General features: G+C 66.5%; 15 protein-coding genes. 10 read left to right on the top strand and 5 right to left on the bottom strand.

Annotation, left to right across the window (positions count from 1 at the left end; all coding sequences use genetic code 11):
* Positions 1 to 2: 2 nt before the first annotated feature.
* The 8 genes from rsxC to gdhA all read left to right on the top strand — a co-directional run bounded on the left by rsxC (position 3) and on the right by gdhA (position 6,304).
* Positions 3 to 1,349, top strand: coding sequence for an electron transport complex subunit RsxC (gene rsxC / locus LRG07_RS03720; protein WP_201167375.1), 1,347 nt, complete (start codon positions 3 to 5; stop codon positions 1,347 to 1,349).
* Positions 1,349 to 2,365: an RnfABCDGE type electron transport complex subunit D gene (locus tag LRG07_RS03715; protein ID WP_201242554.1), complete on the top strand. Its 1,017-nt coding sequence runs from the start codon at positions 1,349 to 1,351 to the stop codon at positions 2,363 to 2,365. Before rsxC ends, LRG07_RS03715 begins: the two co-directional genes overlap by 1 nt.
* A complete protein-coding gene (locus LRG07_RS03710) occupies positions 2,365 to 3,054 on the top strand; it encodes an FMN-binding protein (protein WP_201167369.1) in 690 nt (229 codons plus the stop codon). The genes LRG07_RS03715 and LRG07_RS03710 overlap by 1 nt, the downstream gene beginning before the upstream one ends.
* Positions 3,054 to 3,713, top strand: a complete 660-nt coding sequence (gene rsxE, locus LRG07_RS03705; protein WP_201242552.1) for an electron transport complex subunit RsxE — start codon at positions 3,054 to 3,056, stop codon at positions 3,711 to 3,713. The genes LRG07_RS03710 and rsxE overlap by 1 nt, the downstream gene beginning before the upstream one ends.
* Positions 3,703 to 4,284, top strand: coding sequence for an electron transport complex protein RnfA (locus LRG07_RS03700; protein ID WP_201167363.1), 582 nt, complete (start codon positions 3,703 to 3,705; stop codon positions 4,282 to 4,284). Before rsxE ends, LRG07_RS03700 begins: the two co-directional genes overlap by 11 nt.
* A gap of 5 nt (positions 4,285 to 4,289) precedes the next feature.
* The gene (locus LRG07_RS03695) at positions 4,290 to 4,496 is read left to right on the top strand and encodes a hypothetical protein (RefSeq protein ID WP_201167345.1); all 207 of its coding nucleotides are present in this window, start codon (positions 4,290 to 4,292) and stop codon (positions 4,494 to 4,496) included.
* A gap of 111 nt (positions 4,497 to 4,607) precedes the next feature.
* Entirely contained in the window at positions 4,608 to 4,751 is a 144-nt protein-coding gene (locus LRG07_RS03690) for a hypothetical protein (protein WP_201242549.1), read from the top strand.
* Between the two features lie 203 nt (positions 4,752 to 4,954).
* Positions 4,955 to 6,304, top strand: a complete 1,350-nt coding sequence (gene gdhA, locus LRG07_RS03685; protein ID WP_201167339.1) for an NADP-specific glutamate dehydrogenase — start codon at positions 4,955 to 4,957, stop codon at positions 6,302 to 6,304.
* Here the strand turns inward: gdhA and LRG07_RS03680 are convergent.
* Entirely contained in the window at positions 6,301 to 8,901 is a 2,601-nt protein-coding gene (locus LRG07_RS03680) for a PEP/pyruvate-binding domain-containing protein (RefSeq protein ID WP_238641818.1), read from the bottom strand. The genes gdhA and LRG07_RS03680 overlap by 4 nt on opposite strands.
* Positions 8,902 to 9,063: 162 nt before the next feature.
* Here LRG07_RS03680 and LRG07_RS03675 point away from each other — a divergent pair, with 162 nt between their 5' ends.
* Entirely contained in the window at positions 9,064 to 10,137 is a 1,074-nt protein-coding gene (locus LRG07_RS03675; protein ID WP_201167333.1) for an EAL domain-containing protein, read from the top strand.
* Here LRG07_RS03675 and LRG07_RS03670 read toward each other — a convergent pair.
* The gene (locus LRG07_RS03670) at positions 10,132 to 12,600 is read right to left on the bottom strand and encodes an EAL domain-containing protein (RefSeq protein WP_201167330.1); all 2,469 of its coding nucleotides are present in this window, start codon (positions 12,598 to 12,600) and stop codon (positions 10,132 to 10,134) included. The genes LRG07_RS03675 and LRG07_RS03670 overlap by 6 nt on opposite strands.
* A gap of 180 nt (positions 12,601 to 12,780) precedes the next feature.
* Between LRG07_RS03670 and LRG07_RS03665 the strand changes: the two genes are divergently transcribed.
* A complete protein-coding gene (locus LRG07_RS03665; RefSeq protein WP_201167327.1) occupies positions 12,781 to 14,244 on the top strand; it encodes an RsmB/NOP family class I SAM-dependent RNA methyltransferase in 1,464 nt (487 codons plus the stop codon).
* A 44-nt stretch (positions 14,245 to 14,288) separates the two neighbouring features.
* On the opposite strand, the gene LRG07_RS03660 is transcribed toward LRG07_RS03665, so the two are convergent.
* Genes LRG07_RS03660 through LRG07_RS03650 form a run of 3 tightly spaced genes read right to left on the bottom strand, consistent with a single transcriptional unit; the run spans position 14,289 to position 19,120 of the window.
* Positions 14,289 to 14,867, bottom strand: coding sequence for an NnrU family protein (locus LRG07_RS03660; protein ID WP_201167324.1), 579 nt, complete (start codon positions 14,865 to 14,867; stop codon positions 14,289 to 14,291).
* Between the two features lie 36 nt (positions 14,868 to 14,903).
* Positions 14,904 to 15,239 carry a DUF3392 domain-containing protein gene (locus tag LRG07_RS03655; protein WP_238641817.1) on the bottom strand — a complete coding sequence of 112 codons (336 nt, stop codon included), beginning with the start codon at positions 15,237 to 15,239 and terminating at the stop codon, positions 14,904 to 14,906.
* A gap of 20 nt (positions 15,240 to 15,259) precedes the next feature.
* Positions 15,260 to 19,120: a DUF3683 domain-containing protein gene (locus LRG07_RS03650; protein WP_238641816.1), complete on the bottom strand. Its 3,861-nt coding sequence runs from the start codon at positions 19,118 to 19,120 to the stop codon at positions 15,260 to 15,262.
* Positions 19,121 to 19,132 lie beyond the last annotated feature (12 nt).

Below are 19,132 nucleotides of genomic sequence, written 5' to 3'. Positions count from 1 at the left end.
CCATGAGCGTGCTGTCCTTTCTGGGTGGACTGACCTTCCCCCGGGGGATTGAGCCCCCGGGGCGCAAGGATCAGACCCGCAAGCAGCCCATTCGGCGTCTGTCGTTTGCCCCGCGCATGGTGCTGCCGCTGACGCAGCACTTCGGGCGTCCGGCGCGGTCGCTGGTGACCCGTGGGCAGGAGGTGAGCCGCGGTGAGCCGATCGCCGAGGCGGATGGCTGGCCCTCGGTTCCGATCCACGCCCCGGTGACCGGTACCGTGGAGGGGGTCGAGCTCATGCCCACCGCCCGCGGTCCCAAGACCGAGGCGATTCTCCTGCGCACGGCTCCGGGCGATAGTCAGGTGGTGCGCTGGAGCCGGGAGCGGGATCTCGATGCCCTCTCGCGTCAGGAGCTCATCGAGGCCATTCAGGACGCCGGGATCGTCGGGCAGGGGGGGGCGTCGTTTCCTACCCACCTGAAGCTTTCGGTGCCGGAGGGCTACGCCATCGACACGCTGGTGGTCAACGGCTGCGAATGCGAGCCCTTTCTCAGTACCGACCACCGGCTGATGATCGAAGCCACCGAGTCCATCATCGCCGGCGTGCGCTTGGCGATGCGGGCGGTGGGTGCTCCGGAGGCGGTGATCGGCGTCGAGGACAACAAGCCCGATGCCGTCGCCGCGCTGCAGCAGGCGGTCGCCGAAGAAGACGCCATCCGGGTGGTGCAGCTCAAGTCCAAGTACCCCCAGGGCTCGGAGAAGATGTTGATCAAGGCCCTGCTTGACCGGGAGGTGCCCTCGGGTGGCCTGCCCTACGAGATCGGGGCCGTGGTCAACAACATCGGCACCATGGCGCAGCTCGGGTACCTGCTCCCGCGCGGGGAGGGGCTGATCGAGCGCGTCATCACCGTGGCCGGTCCCGGCGTGGAACGCCCCGGCAACTATCGGGTCCCTGTCGGCACGCCGCTGCGCTACCTGCTCGAGGAGGTCGGCTTCGAGGGAGATGATCCGAGCCGAATCATCCTCGGTGGGCCGATGATGGGGAACACGGTGGCGTTCCTGGATGTGCCGGTCACGAAGGGGATCTCGGGGGTGCTGGTGCTGCCCGAGGGGGTCGGCGATGAGACCGATCGCCCGCCGACGCAGCCGTGCATCCGCTGCGGTCGCTGTGTGGAGGTGTGTCCGGTGGGGCTCAACCCGGCTGAGCTCGGGCGGCTTGCAGCCAAGCGGCAGTACGAGGCCATGGAAGAGCGCTTCCATCTCAATGACTGCTTCGAGTGCGGCTGTTGCAGTTACGTCTGCCCCTCGAACATCCCACTGGTGCAGTACTTCCGGATTGCCAAATCGCTGAATCGGGAGCGAGCCTCTTAATGCGCCCGCGTATCGAGATCAAGACATCGCCCCACATCAAGGAGCCGGACACGGTCGAGCGCATCATGCGCTCGGTGGTCCTGGCTCTGCTGCCGGTGTGTGCCTTCTCGGTCTACCAGTTCGGCATCAGTGTCGCCGCACTGCTAGTGGTGACCACCGTCACGGCGGTCCTGACCGAGCAGCTGTTCAATCAGCTATCGGGTCGTGCGAGTACGATCGGGGACTACAGTGCGGTCATTACCGGGCTGTTGCTGGCCCTGACGCTGCCGCCGGCCTTCCCGCTGTGGATGGCGGCGGTATCGGCTTTCGTGGCCATCGCCCTGGGCAAGGCGCTGTTCGGGGGGTTGGGCTACAACCCGTTCAACCCGGCGCTGCTTGGCCGTGCCTTCGCCGCCGCGGCCTTCCCCGAGGCGTCTTCCACTTGGACGCAGGCCGGCCTGGCTGATCGTTTCACGGAGTTTCTGCCGTCGACGCTGGCCCTGCCGTTCATGACGCCGGATTCGGTGGACGCGTACACAACGGCGACCCCGCTGGCCGAGTGGAAGTTCGAGGGGCAGATCGCCACCGAAACGTGGGACCTCATGCTCGGGACCATCGCCGGCTCGGCCGGGGAGACCTCGGCGCTGTTGGTCCTCGTCTGCGGCCTTTTCCTTGTGCTGCGTGGCGCGGTGAACTGGCGCGTGCCGGTCTCGGTGCTGGGCAGTGCCGCGGCCACGGCCGGCGTGTTTTACGCCCTGGATCCCGCCGCCTACCCGGATCCGCTCTTCGTGCTGGCCTCCGGGGCCCTGATGCTGGGCGCCTTCTTCATGGCCAGCGATATGTCCTCGTCGCCGGTAACGCCGGCCGGAATCTGGATCTACGGCATCCTGATCGGCTTCCTGACGGTCATTATCCGCTTTTTCGGTGGTCTTCCCGAGGGTGTGATGTACGCGATCCTGCTCGGTAATGCGGCGGTGCCGCTGATCGAGCGCATTGCCCAGCCGCGGATGTATGGCCTGCGCAAGAGGAGGGGGTAATGAGCGAAGCAGCCCAGTCCCAGCAGGTGGCGCCGACGCCGACCTCCAGCCTGCGTTTGATCGGGACGCTGGGGGTGATCGCGCTGTTCGCCGGGCTGCTGGTGGTCAGCGTGGTCGAGTGGACCCGGCCGATCATCGCCGAGAACCACGAACGGGCGCTGCAGCAGGCGGTCTTCGACGTCATCCCCGGGGCTACGCAACGCCGGGATTTCGTGCTGACCGACGAGGGCCCGGTGCCGAAGGAGGACGCCCAGGAGCGAGGCCCGATCATCCACGCCGGCTATACCGAGGACGGCGCCCTGGCCGGAGTGGCGCTGGAGGCCTCGGGGCGAGGGTATGCGGATGTGATCCGCATCCTCTACGGCTACGACCCGTCCTGCGCGTGCATTGTCGGCATGTCCGTCCTGGAGAGCCAGGAGACGCCGGGTCTGGGGGACCGGATCGAGACCGATCCGGACTTCCTGGGCAGTATCGAAGGGTTGGACGCCTCACTGAATGAGGACGGTACCGGACTGAAGCACGGCATCCGCACCGTAGACCCGGGAGAGCGCGAGGATCCCGGCGATATTGACGGGATCACTGGGGCCACCGTCTCCGCCGAAGCCATCGGAGACATGCTGCACCGGAGCGCGGACGAGCGACTGCCGCAGCTCCAGGGGCACTGGTCCGAGCTGGAAAGGAATGAGTGATGGCTGCCAAGCGTGAGCAAGAACCGATCACCATGGATACCTTCCTCAGCGGCATCTGGCGGGAGAACCCCGTTTTCGTGATGCTCCTAGGGATGTGCCCGGTGCTGGCCGTGACCAACACCACCGAGAACGCGCTGGCGATGGGGCTGGCTACGACCTTCGTGTTGGTCTGCTCCACCGGGCTGGTCTCCATTCTGCGCGATTTCATCCCCAAGGAGGTGCGCATCGCCTCCTATATCGTGATCATCGCGAGCTTCGTCACGGTGGTCGACTACGCGATTCAGGCGATCAGCCTGGATATCTACAACGCCCTCGGGGCGTTCATTCAGCTAATCGTGGCCAACTGCATGATCCTCGGCCGGGCCGAGGCGTTCGCGTCGCGCAAGCCGCTGGGTAAGACGCTGATTGACGCCCTCGGCGTCGGGGCCGGTTTCACGCTGGCACTGCTCTGCCTCGGGACCGTGCGTGAGCTCCTCGGGGCGGGGGAGATCCTGGGTATTCAGGTCTTCGCCGACAGTTTCGAGCCCTGGGTGATCATGCTGCTGCCGCCGGGCGGGTTCTTCGTGCTCGCCGGCTGGCTGCTGCTCTTTGCCTGGATCAAGGAGCGGCAGAACAAGCGCGCCGCTGCCGGTAAGGAGGCGACCGCCGATGGACGCTGATTCCCTGAGCTACATCTTCCTCAATGCGGCGATCATCAATAACTTCGTGCTCGCCCTGTTCCTCGGCATCTGCCCCATCCTCGGGGTGTCGGGCAAGCTGGGCACGGCCTTTCCCATGGGCGTGGCGAGTGCCTTCGTCATGCTCATCGCGTCGCTGGCCGCCTACGGCATCAACATCGTGCTGGGCTACTTCGAGCTCGAGTTCCTGAGCCTGATCGCCTACATCGCCGTCATCGCCTCGGCGGTGCAGCTGGTGGAGATGGTGGTGAAGAAGTTCAGCCCGCCCCTCTACCGGGCACTGGGCATCTTCCTACCGCTGATTACCACGAACTGCGCGATCCTGGGCGTGGCGCTGTTCCAGACCAGCTACGAGTACGATTTCCTGCAGTCGGTGACCTACAGCCTGGGCGCCGGCGCCGGGTTCATCCTGGCGATCGTACTGATGGCGGGCCTGCGCGAGCAGGTCGATCTGGCCGACGTACCCTCCGTGGCGCGCGGCGCGGCGATGAGCCTGATGCTGGCCGGGGTCCTGTCGCTGGCGTTCATGGGCTTCGCTGGACTCGGGGGGTAGCCGATATGGGCACCTACGTTGCGGCGTTCCTCGTCATCTTTGCGCTGGTTGTCGGCTGGGTCGGTGTCCAGGGTGCGGCGCGCCGTTTCGCGCGCCGGCACCCGGAACTCGGGCCTACCACGCCGGAGGGGGAAGGGGCCGGTCACGGGGGGTGCGGGGTCTGCGCGATCGCGGACATGTGCGGCAAGGGGCCGTCGGGCGGCAACAACTGACGTGGCAAAGCTGCCCACGGCTTGATGTCGCAGCGTGGAACGAGCAGGAGCACGCTGCATCAAACTCTCGATGAGGCCGAGACCGTGGTCGCGAGAGATTGGGGTATCGTTATGGGCCGCTTGCGAGAGATCCTTGAGGGCACGTTCTGGGGGCGTGTGCTGACCTGGTCGGTGGCAGTGCTGATCATCCTGATCATCCTGGTCTTTACCCTCGCTGGCATCGAGCGGATGGCAGGGGCGATCCGCGGCGTCTGAGCCGTTCACCGGCGACCGTATGCCGCACAGAGATGATCGCCGTGGCACCGGGATGGTGCACACGGGTCCGTTTTTAGTGCAGACTTCCCGCGCCTGAGATCCTGTCGGTGGGTGCCGGATCCGTCCGGGCGCCCGCCGGAGAAGAGATATCGTCCTGTCGGGGGCCGCATGGGTCTCCGGGGCACTGAAAAACGGAGAAGAAGATGACCGCACGGCTCGACGAGAAGCTGGAACCGATCTATCAGGATGTTGTTCGCCGCAACCCCGGCGAGAGCGAGTTTCACCAGGCGGTGCACGAGGTGCTCGAGACCCTCGGCCCGGTCATGAGCAAGTACCCGGAGTTCGCGGACCACAAGATCATCCAGCGGATCTGCGAGCCGGAGCGTCAGATCATCTTCCGGGTTCCCTGGCAAGACGACAACGGGGAGATCCACATCAACCGCGCCTTCCGGGTGGAGTTCAACAGCGCCATGGGCCCCTACAAGGGCGGCATGCGCTTCCACCCCTCGGTGTACCTGGGCATCATCAAGTTCCTTGGCTTCGAGCAGGTGTTCAAGAACGCCATTACTGGCATGCCCATCGGCGGCGGCAAGGGGGGTAGCGACTTCGATCCGAAGGGCCGCTCGGACGACGAGATCATGCGGTTCTGCCAGAGCTTGATGACCGAACTCTACCGCTACCTCGGCGAGTACACCGATGTGCCCGCCGGTGACATCGGCGTCGGTCAGCGCGAGGTGGGGTACCTCTTCGGCCAGTACAAGCGGATCACCAACCGCTACGAATCCGGTGTCTTCACCGGCAAGGGGTTGACCTGGGGCGGTAGCCGCGCCCGCAAGGAGGCGACGGGTTACGGCACCGTTTACTTCCTGCAGGAGATGCTCAAGGCCCGTGGAGAGGATCTTGAGGGCAAGACCTGCGTGGTCTCCGGCTCGGGCAACGTGGCTATCTACGCCATGGACAAGATCCGCAAGCTGGGCGGCAAGGTCATCGCCTGCTCCGATTCGAGTGGTATCGTCGTCGACGAAGACGGCATCGACCTCGAGCGCATCAAGCGTATCAAGGAAGTGGAGCGGCGGCGCATTTCCGTCTATGCCGACGAGCGGCCGAAGGCCCGGTACGTCGAGGATGGCAACATCTGGACCGTCCCCTGTGACGTGGCGCTGCCCTGCGCAACGCAGAACGAGATCAGCGGCAAGGACGCGCGGGAGCTTCTGAACAAAGGCTGCACCGCGCTGGCCGAGGGGGCCAACATGCCCTGTACGCCCGAGGCGGTCCGCATGTTCCAGGAGGCCCGGATCGCCTACGGTCCCGGCAAGGCGGCCAACGCCGGCGGCGTGGCCACCAGCGCCCTGGAGATGCAGCAGAACGCCAGCCGCGACTCCTGGACCTTCGAGCACACCGAGGAGCGGTTGCACGAGATCATGGTCGACATCCACCGCAACTGCTACGAAACCGCCGATGAGTTCGGTGTCCCCGGGGACTACGTCACCGGTGCCAACATCACCGGCTTCATCAAGGTCAGCAATGCCATGGTAGCGATGGGGCTGATCTAGGGCTGGTAGGCCAGGAGGCGCTGCTCGACGAGGTCGGCGGCGAGGCGCAGTCTTCCGGGCGGAACGCGGAAGTGCTCGACCGCCGCCGATACGTCGTCGGGGGCGCCCTGGCCGCGGGGCGTCTCGGCAGGCTGTGCCGGGCCGCCGTCGAGCCATTGCGGCCGGTAGGTGTTGCCGGGCCTTCCCGGGAACAGCGCCACGTACGCGATCCCCGATTCGATCAGATCCTGGAAGAAGTGGGACCCGAAGGAGAGATCGGGCACCACCTCCGATCCCATCTCCGCGACCTCGGCGAGGACCGCCACGCGGCTGATGTCCGCGAAGCCGACTGGCACACCCAGCTCTGGGCTGCTGGTCCCCCAACGGCCCGGTCCGATGAGCACGATGGGTGCGCCGGGTTCCTCCTCGGCCAAGCGGCGGGTGAGCACGCCGATGAGTGTGGCCACCTGATGCTTCGCCTCACGACTCAGGGCAGCGTAGCGGCTGCTGTGGACCCGGAGGATGTGCCCCGGGTGCAGATCCAGATTGCCGCCCATGAAGTGGCCCTCACTCTGCATGAACAGTCGCTCTTCGGGGACCGACTCGGGCAGTGGCGCCAACGAGCCCTCGCCACGCGTGGGCAGAGGGCGGCACTGGACCAGATTGAAGGAGGCGGTGCCGGCCTCATCCAGATGCACGGTGAACTCCACGTCCACGGGGTGGCAGTAGGCAGACTCCAGCGTCCGCAGCATGGCTGCGGCCCGGGTGACGAAATCCTCGCTGCGCAGCAGCGGGGTGAAGGTCAACCGCCAGACCGGGTTGCTGTCGCCGAGTTCGCGGGCCCGTTGCGTGGCCGCACGGTCTAGCTCACCGAGCCGCTCCAGCGGGAGGTCCTCGGCCTGGGCAACCAGCTCCCGCAGGGGTAGGGAGGCGAGGCTGTTGGCGTTGACATCGAGGCAGTCGACCTCGTGCTGCGAGAACCGGTAGAGGTCGTCCCGGTCGCGGAAGGGGCGGCGGTGGGGCTGATCGAGGGCGACGACACAGGCGTGGTCCGTGCCGATGCGATCCACCGCCCGTGTGCCGAGGCCCATCACCAGGCGCAGCATGCCCGCCTTTGGGTCGAGCCCCGCGTCCCAAACGAAGGGGTTGCGTGAGACGCCGACCCCGGCGGCATCGGGGAGGTAGAGATGGCGGTGGTAGCGCCCGTTGACCCGCTGCATGAGCAGAGCCATCGGCTCTTCCAGGCGATCGAGCCCCCGTTGCCGACGGTAGACCAGGGCATCCTCGGCCAGCGTGGAGGCGTAAACCCGACGGATGGCCTCCTCAAGCTCGGCGAGTCGCTGCTCCGGGCTGCCCTGGTTAACGCAGAAGATGCTCTCGTACTTGCCGGCGAACGCGTTGCCGAAGCCGTCTTCCAGAAGGCTGCTGGAGCGCACGAGGATCGGGTACTGCCCGAAGTGATCGAGCATGCGCTCGAGCTCCGGGCGGATCTCTGGCGGCATCTCACCCTCGAGCATGGCCCGGTGCAGTTCGCGCCCCTCCTCGAAGTAACCCGCCTCGGTGCGCTGGCGCATTAACCGCGGCCACCATCCGTTGTGCACGATGTAGGCGTAGTAAGCGTCGGAACCCAGGTAGAAGGAGTCGTGGGGTTCGAGCGCCGCCTGCCAGCGTTGTGCGTCCTCGGCCAGCAGGATGTTGCGCGCCAGCAGCATGCCCACCGCTTTGCCGCCGATCAGCCCGCTGCCGATCATCCGCGCGCGCACGGCCAGCAGATCGTCGAGACCGAGGTACTGCCGCGCGAGCCCCAGCAGGCGCGGGTCGTGCCCGACCAACGCCCCGAGCAGCTCCTCGAGGATCGCGCACCTCTGGGGGTCGTCGGCGAGTTGATCCAGGCATTCCCCGGCACTGAGGAACAAGCGATCCCAGTAGTCGAGCAGGCGGCGCTGACGATCCTCCTGGTGCTGGCGCTCCAGCCGGTCCTGCAACCGCGTGGCGTCGCTGCTGTCGGTCACCGGCAAGAACCGCTCGCCGCGCTGGCGATGGGGCAGGAACATGGTCGGTGAGTGCCGCCGCCAGACCTTGACGGGCTGGATATGCACCTCATCGCCGGCCCGGCGCACGTCGATCAGTACCTGGGTGGTCTCGCGGATCCGCGCCAGGGTGCCGTGGGAGTGACTGTGCGGGCACAAGGCGAAGTAGGCGACCGTGTCGAGCTCGAAAAGGTATGGACAGACGACACGGAAGAAGTTGCCCACCATGTAATCGGTGGTCCAGGCCTGGAGGAGATCGGTCAGGCAGTCGCAGACGTAGAAGGCGCCGCGGCCGTAGTCCGTGATCAACTGATAGACGCGGCTGGTGAAGGCCTCGAAGCCGCCGCGGGCATCGATCTCCACCACCCGGACGCCGGAGCCGGGGTTGAGCAGGGGGGCGTGCTGCCCGTAGCGCAGGTAGATGATGGCACGCCCCTGTTCGCGGGCGGTCTCCACAAAAGGCCTGAGGAATGCCCGGTAGTCGTCGAGATCTTCGACACGCCAGACGACGTTGTCCCCCAGGCGCAGGCCATCGAGGATCTCGTCGAGGCCGGCAATGCCCGTGGAGACAGCGCGCGGATCTTCCATGGGAACCCCCGTTGTGGTGAGACAGCCGCATTGTGCCAGATTCGCCGGCACCACTATGGGAGTTCTCCGGGGCCATGCATTAGGCTAGGCGTGAAAAAACCGCAGCAGCGCGGGGCTGTCCGCCACCGTACGGAGTCGTCACCCAAGGAGAGCAGCGTACCGATGACCATTGAAGTTCCCACCATCTGCCCCGGCAGCCCGGAGCTGCCCGATCTGAGTCCGGCCCCGGGGACGTTCTACCTGGCCCCGCCGCTGCAGCACACGCGGGATCGGGTCTACGTCCGACTGCGTGACGCCGGGTGGCGGGTGCGGTTCCCGGCGGCCGGGGTCATGGGAGTCGAGGTACCGGGGCAGGCGCTGCCGGTGCTGCTCGCCGCCTTGGAGCCGCTGATGAGCGAACCAGAGATGGCCGCCGGTTCCGCTGTCTTCATGGAGCACGGTGAGGTGTTCGACGCCCGGTCGCTGTTCCAGTCCCGTCCGCTTTCCACCTGGGTGGCTCGCGCCGAGCACGAGTGGCTGCTGGAGGTTATCCGCAGCGAGCGGATCCAGATCCACTATCAGCCCCTCGTTGATGCACGGGATCCGCAGCGGGTGTTCGCCTACGAGTGCCTGATGCGCGGGGTCGGCGGCGACGGGGGGGTGATCGCACCCGGGGCGATGTTCCGGGCGGCGGAGTTGGCTGATCTGGAGTTTCACCTGGATCGACTGGCGCGCGTGGCGGCGATCCGTGATAGCCACCTCCAGGGGATTCAGGCCAACCTGTTCATCAACTTCCGGCCAACGGCCATCTACGACCCGGCCTTTTGCCTGCGCACCACCGTGGGCGCCGTGGAGAAACTTGGCCTGGACCCGCGGCGCATTGTCTTCGAGGTTGTCGAGACCGAAGCGATCTCCGACCACCGTCACCTGCGCCACATCGTGGATCAGTATCGGCAGGGTGGGTTCCGCATCGCCCTGGACGACCTTGGGGCCGGCTACGGCTCCCTGAATCTGCTCAAGGATCTTGAGCCGGACTTCGTGAAAATCGACCGCGAGTTGATCCGGCACGTGCATCGCAACCCGGGGCAGGCGACCATCGTCGAGGCAATGGTCGGCATGGCCCGCAATTTGGGCACCACGACCGTTGCCGAAGGGGTCGAGGAGCGGGATGAGGCCGAGTGGCTGCGCGAAGTCGGTGTCGACCTATTGCAGGGCTTCTATTTTGCGCGGCCGGCTTCTCCGCCTCCTTCGCTATAGGGCGCCCCGTGGGAAGTGCGGGGCCATGGCCTCGATCCCGGCGACCGGCGCGGGCCGGGCGAACAGGAACCCCTGGGCCCAGGGGCAGCCGATGCCGATGAGCGCCTCACGCTGCGCCGGTGTCTCGACCCCCTCGGCGATGATGGTAAAACCGAGATTACGGCCGAGGCCGGCGATCGCCTGGGCGATGGCCAGTGTGCGCTCGTCTTCCGGCAGACCGTCGACGAAGCTGCGGTCAATCTTGAGCCGGTCCACCGGCAGGTCCCGCAGGTAGCTAAGCGCCGAGTAGCCGGTTCCAAAATCGTCGAGCGCCACCGTGACGCCGTGATCGCGCAGTTGTTGCAGTTGCTCGATCACCACCGGATCGGGATCCACCAGCAGGCGCTCGGTGACCTCGATCTCCAAGTGGCGGGCCGGTAGCCGCGTGCGCTCGAGCGTGGCCAGTACGCGCTGGCCGAGATCGGGCGCAGTGAGTTCCGGGGCGGCGAAGTTGACCCCCAGGCGGCCGAAGTTAAAGCCCGCGTCGAGCCAGGCGCGTCCCTGCCGGCAGGCCTGCTCGAGGACCCAGGCGCCCAGCGCGGTCACCAGGCCGATGCGTTCGGCCACCGGGATGAACCGCTCCGGGCTGATCCAGCCCTGTACCGGATGGTGCCAGCGGACCAGGGCCTCCAGCCCCACCCAGGCACCGCTACTCAGCTCGATCTGGGGTTGGTAGTGGAGTTCCAACCCGCCCTCGTCGAGGGCCTGGCGCAGCTCGCTGCCCAGCTGAACCCGTTCGCGGGCCTGCTCGGTGAGTTCCTCGCTGAAGAAGCGGTAGTTGATGCCCTCGCGCTTGGCCTGATGCATGGCAGCATTCGCCTGCTGGAAGAGGTCGGCCGCACCGGCTTCCTGTTCGGGATAGACAGCGATGCCGATGCTCGCGGCGATGGGAATGCTCCGGTCGGCGATCTGGAAGGGGGCATCCAACGCCCGGCTCAATCCCTCGGTGATTGTTGCCACCTCGCTAGCGTCCCGGACGCCGAGGAGCAGTACACCGAACTCGTCGCCGCCCAGCCTGGCTACGGTGTCCTCCTCGCGCAGGGTGGCGCGCAGCCGCTCGGCGAGCTGCTGCAAGATGGCATCGCCCACCGCGTGGCCGAGGCTGTAGTTGATCGCCTTGAGATCGTTGAGATCCAGGGAGAGAACGGCGAAACAGCCGGTGTGATGCTGCGTGGTCACCAGGGCCTGATGGAGGCGATCCTGGAACACGAGGCGATTGGGCAGGCCGGTGAGCGGATCTGAGTGCATGATCCGCTCCAGCTGGCTCTGATACTCCTTGAGCCGGGAGATATCGGCGAGCACCGCCATGTAATGGGTCAGCTGCCCGGTACTGTCATAGACCGCGCGGATCGTAACCAGGCTGGCGAAGGTGGTGCCATCCCGGCACCGGTTCCACATCTCCCCGGTCCAGTAGCCGCGCTCGGCCAGGGCCCGGTGGATGGCCTCGTAGAAGCCCTCATCGTGGAAACCGGAGTAGAGCAGCGCCGGGTCCTTGCCGAGGACTTCCTGCTCGGCATACCCGGTGATCTCGGTGAAAGCCGGATTGACCGCGACCACGCGCTGTTCGGCATCGGTGACCAGGATGGCTTCCCGGGCCTCTTCGAAGACGATAGCGGCCTGGCGCAGTTCGGTCTCGATGCGCTTGCGCTCGGTCACGTCGCGCAGGTTGAGCAGGTGGGCTGGCTGGTCCTGCCAGTGGATCTCGCGCACGCGCATCTCGACCGTCCGCAACTCCCCGCCGGGACTGCGCAGCTCGATTTCCTGGGCATCGGGTCCGCCGATGGGCAGGCCGATCACGGCCCCGATCAGGGTTGCGCTGTCGCGCGCGAAGAGCCGTGCCGCACTCGGGTTGGCGTAACGCACGGTACCGTCCGGGGTGACCACCAGCACGCCCTCGGTCATGTTCTCGAACAGTCGGTGGAGTTGCTCCTCGCGCTCGCGCAAGGCCTGGTGGATCCGGGTCTGTTCCCGTTCCGCACGGCTGCGCTCGGTGATGTCCTCCAGGATGTGCACCGAGTGCCGGTAGGTGCCCTCCTCGTCGTGTACGGCGAAGGAGCGCGACAGGAAGGTTTCGCCGGTATCCACGGTGAAGCGTTCTTCCAGCGCCGCGTCCCCGGTCGGATCGTTCTTGCCGTGCCCGGATTGTGCTGCTTGGAGTCCGTGGCGGCAGCCGGGCAGGGGGCCGTCGCGTCGGGGGAAGATCTCGTAGTAGGGGCGCCCAAGCACGTCTTCAGGGTGTAGGCCGACCTGCTCGTAGTAGGCCCGGTTAGCCTCGACGATCCGGTGCTCGGCATCGTGGATAAAGATTGGAACCTCGATGGCATCCAGCGCTGCCAGCCAGGTCTGAACCCCCACGGGGGCGTTGCCCGGACCGGCGGTGGTGAAAGCCCCGGAGCGTTTGCCGGCATCGCCCCTTTGCTGCATCGGTCTCCTCCCGGATCGTCCGGCACACCCCCGGACCGGGCCCGCACAAGGGCGGTTTTCTTCGGGGCAGTTTCGCACAGACTGCAGGGTTATTGGGAAGGACGCGGGCGCTGTGCAGCTTCCATCGTGCCCGAAGGATTCGCGGCCGGTTACAATAAACGGTTTTGACCCGGAGGGAGCGTGGCCCGAAGAGAGCGATACCAGCCGCCCGAGGATCTGGCCCGGGGTGAGAGCGCCTATACCCGCTACCGACCCCTGATTGACGACTGGGAGGCTTTCTGCGGCACCCTTCAGCGGCCACTAACCCCGTGTCTGCGCGCCAATACGACGCGGCTTTCCAGAGATGAGCTGGCCAGCCTTTTGCGGGACGAGGGGTGGGATCCGCAGCCGCTGGGCTGGCAGGGGGATGCTCTACTGGTTGAAGGCGGATTCCGGCCTGGCCACCACTGGGGCGCCATCGCCGGTCTCTACCAGATCCAGGAAGCTGCCTCGCTGTTGCCCGTGCAACTGCTCGATCCGCGACCCGGCGAACGGGTCCTCGATCTCTGTGCCGCCCCGGGGAACAAAACGGTCCAGATTGCAGATGCCCTGGCCAATCGGGGCACCGTGGTCGCGAACGACGCCAGTGCCGGCCGCCTGGGAGCTCTCGGTCAGGCGGTCAAACGGCACGGGCTGTTCAATGTCTCCCAGACCGTTCGCGACGGGCAGGGCATGCCCTGGGCTGCGGGTCGTTTCGACAAGGTCGTTGTCGATGCCCCGTGCAGCTGCGAGGGCACCTTTCGCAAGACCGCGACGGCCGCCGAGCCGACATCACCGACGTTCCGCGAGCGGCTCGTTCAGCGGCAGAAGCGGTTGCTGCTGCGCGGGATGGCGCTGACGCGGCCCGGGGGGACGGTGGTCTATTCGACCTGCACGTTTGCCCCGGAAGAGAACGAGGCGGTGGTCGCTGCCGCGCTCGAGCGAGCCCCGGGCGCGTTCGAGTTGGTACCTGCAAGGGTGTCGGGGCTGCACTTGAGCCCAGGCCTGGAGGCATGGGACGGGGCCCATTACGGCGCCGAGATGGAGTCCTGCGGACGCCTGTGGCCCCACCACAACGACACCGGGGGCTTTTTCGTGGCGGTGTTGCGTCGTGTGGGCAGCGGTGAGCGCGAGAACCCAGCGGATGACCTGCCTGCCGTGCAGGAGGAGCCACGCGCCCGGGTTCTGCTGCAGACCTTCAAGGACGAACTCGGAGTGCCGGAGGATGTTCTGGATGGGCTGACGGCCTTCTTCGAGGGCAGCAAGTACGCCAAGGTGGTCGCCTCCGGCCATGTCGCGGCGGGAGGGGTGCCGGTCGTGCGCAGCGGGATTCCGGCAGTGCGGGCGCAGACCCGGCCGCCCAAGCCCTCCACGGCCGGGGTCATGGCCCTGGGCCATTGTGCCCGGGGGCCCGTGCTGGAGCTGGACCGGGACGAGGTCCACGCCTTTTTCCGCCGCGAGCCGCTGTTCCCCGGGCCGGAGCGTTGCGTCGGCCTGGCCGAGGGAGGACACAGCGTATTGCGCCATCACGGCCATACCGTCGGTATCGGCATGTACCGCGGCGGTGCCGTGGTCAGCCTATTCCCCAAGGCCTGGTCGCGTGCAGCCGGCGGGTCGGGAGGATAGCCGGCGGGTCCCGTTGGCGGGACCCGCCATCGGGTGCCGGGTCCCTACAAGTGGGCCGGGACGCCGGTGATCGGTACGTGCAGAAACAGGGCGAAGACGATGTAGCCGATCAGCCCACCGACGATGGCCCAAGCATCCCCCAATCGTTTCGGTTCGGCCGGGGTCGTGGCCTGACGGCGATCCCGTTCCCGCGCCGAGACGAAGGTCACGCCGGCCCAGGCCAGGAAGGCGCCGAAGAAGACCAGGTCACCGAGGCGCCCGTTGGCCATCAGGTGGGCCAGGGCCCACAGTGCTACCGCCAGCAACATCGGGTGGCCGATGGCGTTGCGAATGCGGTTGGCTGGCCCGTAGGCGGCGAAGAGCAGGATGAAGGCCGGAATCATCACTAGCGCCATCAGGTGCGCGGTCCAGGTGGGGGGCGTCCACACCCAGATGGCATCGACCCGGGTCAGCCCGTAGCCGTAAATGGCGATAACCAGCCCCAGTAGCGAGAGCACCGAGTAGGCGGCCTTCCAAGGAATCTCGCCGTAGGCGGCGATCTGGTTGGCCCGCCAATCGTCGGCGACAACCCGGATCGAGTGGGTGCCGAGGAACAGGATCAGGCCCAGCAGCAGGATCAGCATGGTGGAACTCCTTGTGGTGAGGTCGCTACGGTGCCGTCAGATCTGGTTGCGGCGCTCGGCGAGCCAGCCGATGACCAGGAAGGCGCCGATGACCGCGACGCCCAGGTAGCGCGTTTCGATATACAGCAGGGCCTCGGCAAGCAGGGGCGTGATCCAGACCGTGACCAGACCGTAGCCGAAGGCGCACATCAGGACAAAGGCACCCACGCGCATCAGCCACGGATAGGGCTGCAGGGGGCGGGCGACGAAGCGGTTGATGCTGCCCCCGTAGACCACCAGCAGCGTGGCCACCAGGGCCAGGGCGATGTCGTGGACATGCCCATGGACCCAGGTGCCGGATCGCCACAGCAACTCGTCGATCAACTCGCTCACCGTCGCCTACCCTACGGTTGTCACAGCAGGACCTTCTCCAGGCTGCCTTTCCGGGCCTGCTCCGTGAAGCGCTCCTGCCAGTCCTGGCCGAGGAGTTCGCGGGCCATCTCGGTGACGATGTAGTCGGTTTCGACGCCCGTGTCCTCGCGATAGCGCGACAGCCCCTGCAGGCACGATGGGCAGGTGGTCAGCATCCGCACGTTGCCGTCTTCGGCGCGCTCGGCCCCGGTCAGCGACTCGACACCTTGGCGGATCTCCTCCTGCTTGCGATGACGCACCTGACTGGAGATATCCGGACGGGAGACGGCAAAGACCCCCGACTCACCACAGCAGCGATCGGAGAGCTGCACGGGCTGGCCCATGAGCTCCGTGGCCACGCTCGTCGGGTTCTGCGTCTTGATCGACGGGTGGCAGGGGTCGTGGTAGAGGTACTGCGTGGCCTCGCTGCCCTCCAGCCGATAGCCCTTCTCGAGCAGGAACTCGTGGATGTCGATCAGGCGGCACCCCGGGAAGATCCGGTTGAACTCGTAGAGTTCCAGTTGGCTGATGCAGGTGCCGCAGGAGACGACCACCGTCTGGATGTCCATGTAGTTCAGGGTGTTGGCCACTCGGTGGAGGAGCACCCGGTTGGCGGTAGTGATCTGCTTGGCACGATCGATGTAGCCGCCGGCGTGTTGCGGGTAGCCACAGCAGAGGTACCCCGGAGGGAGAACGGTCTTCACCCCGGCGTCATGGAGCATGGCCAGGGTGGCCATGCCCACCTGGCTGAACAGTCGCTCCGGGCCGCACCCGGGAAAGTAGAAGACCGCCTCGCTGTTCTCGTCGGTCTTCTGCGGGTCGCGGATGATCGGGATATGGTCCGACTCCTCGGCACCGAGGATCTGACGCATGCCCTGAGGCGGCACGTTGGACGGCATCGGCTTCTCGAGGAAGTGCACCGCCTGGGCGGGGATGCTGGAACGCTCGGTCGTGCTGCCGGGGCGGCGCTTGAGCGGGAAGACGCCGAGTCGCCGCAGGGTCTGCGATACTTGGCGCTGTGCCGCGAAACCGAAGCGCGCCATGCCCAGGCGCAGGGCCTTGATCAGGCGCGGGTCGGTGAGGTTCAGAAAGCCCATGGCCACCCGGGTCTGCAGGCGCGTACGCCGCTGCTTGCGCCGCTGCAGGATATCCCGCAGCCGGATGGTGACGTCACCGAAGTCGATATTCACCGGGCAGGGCTTGAGGCACTTGTGGCAGATGGTGCAGTGATCCGCCACGTCGTTCATGACGTCGAAGTGGCGCAGCGACAGCCCGCGCCGGGTCTGCTCCTCGTAGAGGAAGGCCTCGATGATCAGCCCCGCGGCCAGGATCTTGTTGCGCGGTGAGTAGAGCAGGTTGGCCCGCGGTACGTGGGTGCTGCACACCGGTTTGCACTTGCCGCAGCGCAGGCAGTCCTTGATATCGCGGTTAAGCTCGCCGAGCTCGCTCTCCTCGAGGATCAGCGCCTCTTCCTCGACGAGGAAGAGCGAGGGCGTGTAGGCATTCTCGAGACCGGAACCGGGCATGAGCTTACCCCGGTTGAAACGGCCCTCCGGGTCGACGCGGTCGATGAACTCGGCGAAGCGCTGCACCTGCTCCGGATCCAGGTACTGCATCTTGGTCAGGCCGACGCCGTGCTCGCCGGTGATCACGCCGCCCAGGGACTGCGCAAGCTCCATGATGCGGTCCACAATCCGCTCGGCCTCGCGCATCATGCCGTAGTCGCCGGAGTTCACCGGGATGTTGGTGTGCACGTTGCCGTCACCGGCGTGCATGTGCAGGGCGACGAACAGGCGGCTGCGCAGAACCCGGTCGTGGATCTCGGTGAAGCGGGCACGCACCGGCTGCAAGTCGCGGCCTTTGAAGAACTCCTCCAGCGGTCGCTCGACCTCCCGGCGGTAAGAGATGCGCAGGCTGCGCCGCAGGAGCAGATCGATGATCCGGTCCTCCGGGCGGCAGTCGGCGCGGGCCGTCTCATCGAGGAGGTCATCACGCTCGGCGGCGCGGTCGTCGAAGGCCTCCAGGATCCGCTGCCAACGCTCGCGGACGCGGCTCAGGTGCTCACGGGCGGTTGCCTTCTTGTCGGCGAGGATCCGGTCGCCTTCCTCGCTGTCCTCGAAGTCCTTGACCTGACGGACCTCGGGCATGTCGCCGTTCAGGTAGTCGAGCAGCTCGTCGAGCATAGCGAGCTTGTTGCGCATGGACTGCTCGACGTTGATCCGCTCGACGCCCTCGGTGTACTCGGCCAGGCGCTCCAGCGGGATGACGACATCCTCATTGATCTTGAACGCGTTGGTGTGCGAGGCAATGGCGGCTGTCCGGGAACGCTCCGCCCAGAAGCGCCGCCGCGCCTCCGCCGAGACCGCGATGAAGCCTTCGCCGTTGCGCGCATTGGCCAGCCGCACGATGCGCGATGACGCTTCGGCGACGGCGTCGGGGTCGTCGCTGGCCAGATCGGCGAGAAGGATCATCTTGGGGATCTCGCTGCGGTTGGCCTTGGGCGAGTAATCCACCGCCTGGATGTAACGCTCGTCCAGGTGCTCCAGACCGGCCAGCGCCACCTTCTCGTCAGCGAGCAGGTCGTCACGGATCTCCGTGATCGCCGGCACGGCCTCGTGGAGGTCGTGGCCGTAGAACTCGAGGCAGACGGTGCGCTCGTGCTCAGGCATGCGGTGGACGAGCATGCGCGCAGAGGTGATCAGTCCGTCGCAGCCCTCCTTCTGGACGCCGGGGAGGCCGCCGAGGAACTTGTCGGTGACGTCCTTGCCGAGACCCGGCTTGCGGAACGAGGTGCCCGAGAAACTGAGGATCTGCGGCTCGCCCTCCTGGGTGCGTCCGTCCCGGGCGTAGTGCGTGACCCGAAAGCGCACCGTGTCGAGCTCGTCAAGCTTGCCGAGGTTGTGGTCCAGGCGCTCGACCTCGATCCACTTGGCCTCGGAGGTGATCATGCGGAACGAGACGATGTTATCGAGTGTCGTTCCCCAGAGGACGGCCTTTTTGCCACCGGCGTTCATGGAGATGTTGCCGCCGATGGTCGAGGCGTCCTGGGAGGTGGGGTCGACGGCAAAGACGCGACCGTGGGCCTCGGCGCGCTCACTGACCCGGCGGGTGACGGCGCCGGCACCGACATGGATGGTGCTCACCGGTCCGTCGACCCCGGGGAGGTCGACTTCCTCGACGGGAGCGATCGCATCAAGCTTCTCGGTGTTGATGACCGCCGAGTCGCCGTCCAGCGGCACGGCACCGCCGGTGTAGCCGGTGCCGCCACCACGGGGGATGATGGTCAGCCCCTCCTCGATGCAGGTCGCCACCAGCGGGGCGATCTCCGCCTCGGTATCCGGGGTGAGGACGAGGAACGGGATCTCGACGCGCCAGTCCGTGGCGTCGGTGGCGTGGGAAACCCGCGAGAGGCCGTCGAAGCAGATGTTGTCGCTGCGCGTGTGGCGCGCGAGCCGCCGCTTGATGCGCTGTCGGCGTTGACGTTGACGGCGATAGTGCTGCTCGAAATCGCGGACCGCGCGGCGAGCCCGTTCGCCCAGGTCGATGCCTTTCTGGTTGCCATCGGCGCGCGCGAAGATCTGGTCGACGCGGTGGTGCATGGAGCTGACCAGCGCGCGCAGCCGCCTTGGGGTATTGATCAGGTCGTCCTGGATGTAAGGATTACGGGAGACAACCCAGAGATCGCCGAGGACCTCGAAGAGCATGCGGGCTGAGATCCCAGTGCGCCGCTCGCCCCGGAGTTCGTTGAGCAGGTCCCAGGTCTGCTCGCCGAGGAAACGGACCACGATCTCTCGGTCGGAGAAGGACGTATAGTTATAGGGAATCTCTCGGATACGGGTCGGTTCCTGCGTATTTGCGGCCATTCTCAACGGTCA

This window comes from Halorhodospira sp. 9622 (assembly GCF_022228025.1).
Lineage (GTDB): Bacteria > Pseudomonadota > Gammaproteobacteria > Nitrococcales > Halorhodospiraceae > Halorhodospira > Halorhodospira halophila_A.
This window is presented reverse-complemented; position numbering and strand designations above follow the sequence as displayed.

Coding starts and splice junctions, on each gene's coding strand:
- LRG07_RS03690 (WP_201242549.1), top strand. CDS start 4,608: ATGGGCCGCTTGCGAGAGATCCTTGAGGGCACGTTCTGGGGGCGTGTG.
- rsxE (WP_201242552.1), top strand. CDS start 3,054: ATGGCTGCCAAGCGTGAGCAAGAACCGATCACCATGGATACCTTCCTC.
- LRG07_RS03710 (WP_201167369.1), top strand. CDS start 2,365: ATGAGCGAAGCAGCCCAGTCCCAGCAGGTGGCGCCGACGCCGACCTCC.
- LRG07_RS03695 (WP_201167345.1), top strand. CDS start 4,290: ATGGGCACCTACGTTGCGGCGTTCCTCGTCATCTTTGCGCTGGTTGTC.
- LRG07_RS03680 (WP_238641818.1), bottom strand. CDS start 8,901: ATGGAAGATCCGCGCGCTGTCTCCACGGGCATTGCCGGCCTCGACGAG.
- LRG07_RS03700 (WP_201167363.1), top strand. CDS start 3,703: ATGGACGCTGATTCCCTGAGCTACATCTTCCTCAATGCGGCGATCATC.
- LRG07_RS03675 (WP_201167333.1), top strand. CDS start 9,064: ATGACCATTGAAGTTCCCACCATCTGCCCCGGCAGCCCGGAGCTGCCC.
- LRG07_RS03660 (WP_201167324.1), bottom strand. CDS start 14,867: ATGCTGATCCTGCTGCTGGGCCTGATCCTGTTCCTCGGCACCCACTCG.
- rsxC (WP_201167375.1), top strand. CDS start 3: ATGAGCGTGCTGTCCTTTCTGGGTGGACTGACCTTCCCCCGGGGGATT.
- LRG07_RS03715 (WP_201242554.1), top strand. CDS start 1,349: ATGCGCCCGCGTATCGAGATCAAGACATCGCCCCACATCAAGGAGCCG.
- gdhA (WP_201167339.1), top strand. CDS start 4,955: ATGACCGCACGGCTCGACGAGAAGCTGGAACCGATCTATCAGGATGTT.
- LRG07_RS03670 (WP_201167330.1), bottom strand. CDS start 12,600: ATGCAGCAAAGGGGCGATGCCGGCAAACGCTCCGGGGCTTTCACCACC.
- LRG07_RS03650 (WP_238641816.1), bottom strand. CDS start 19,120: ATGGCCGCAAATACGCAGGAACCGACCCGTATCCGAGAGATTCCCTAT.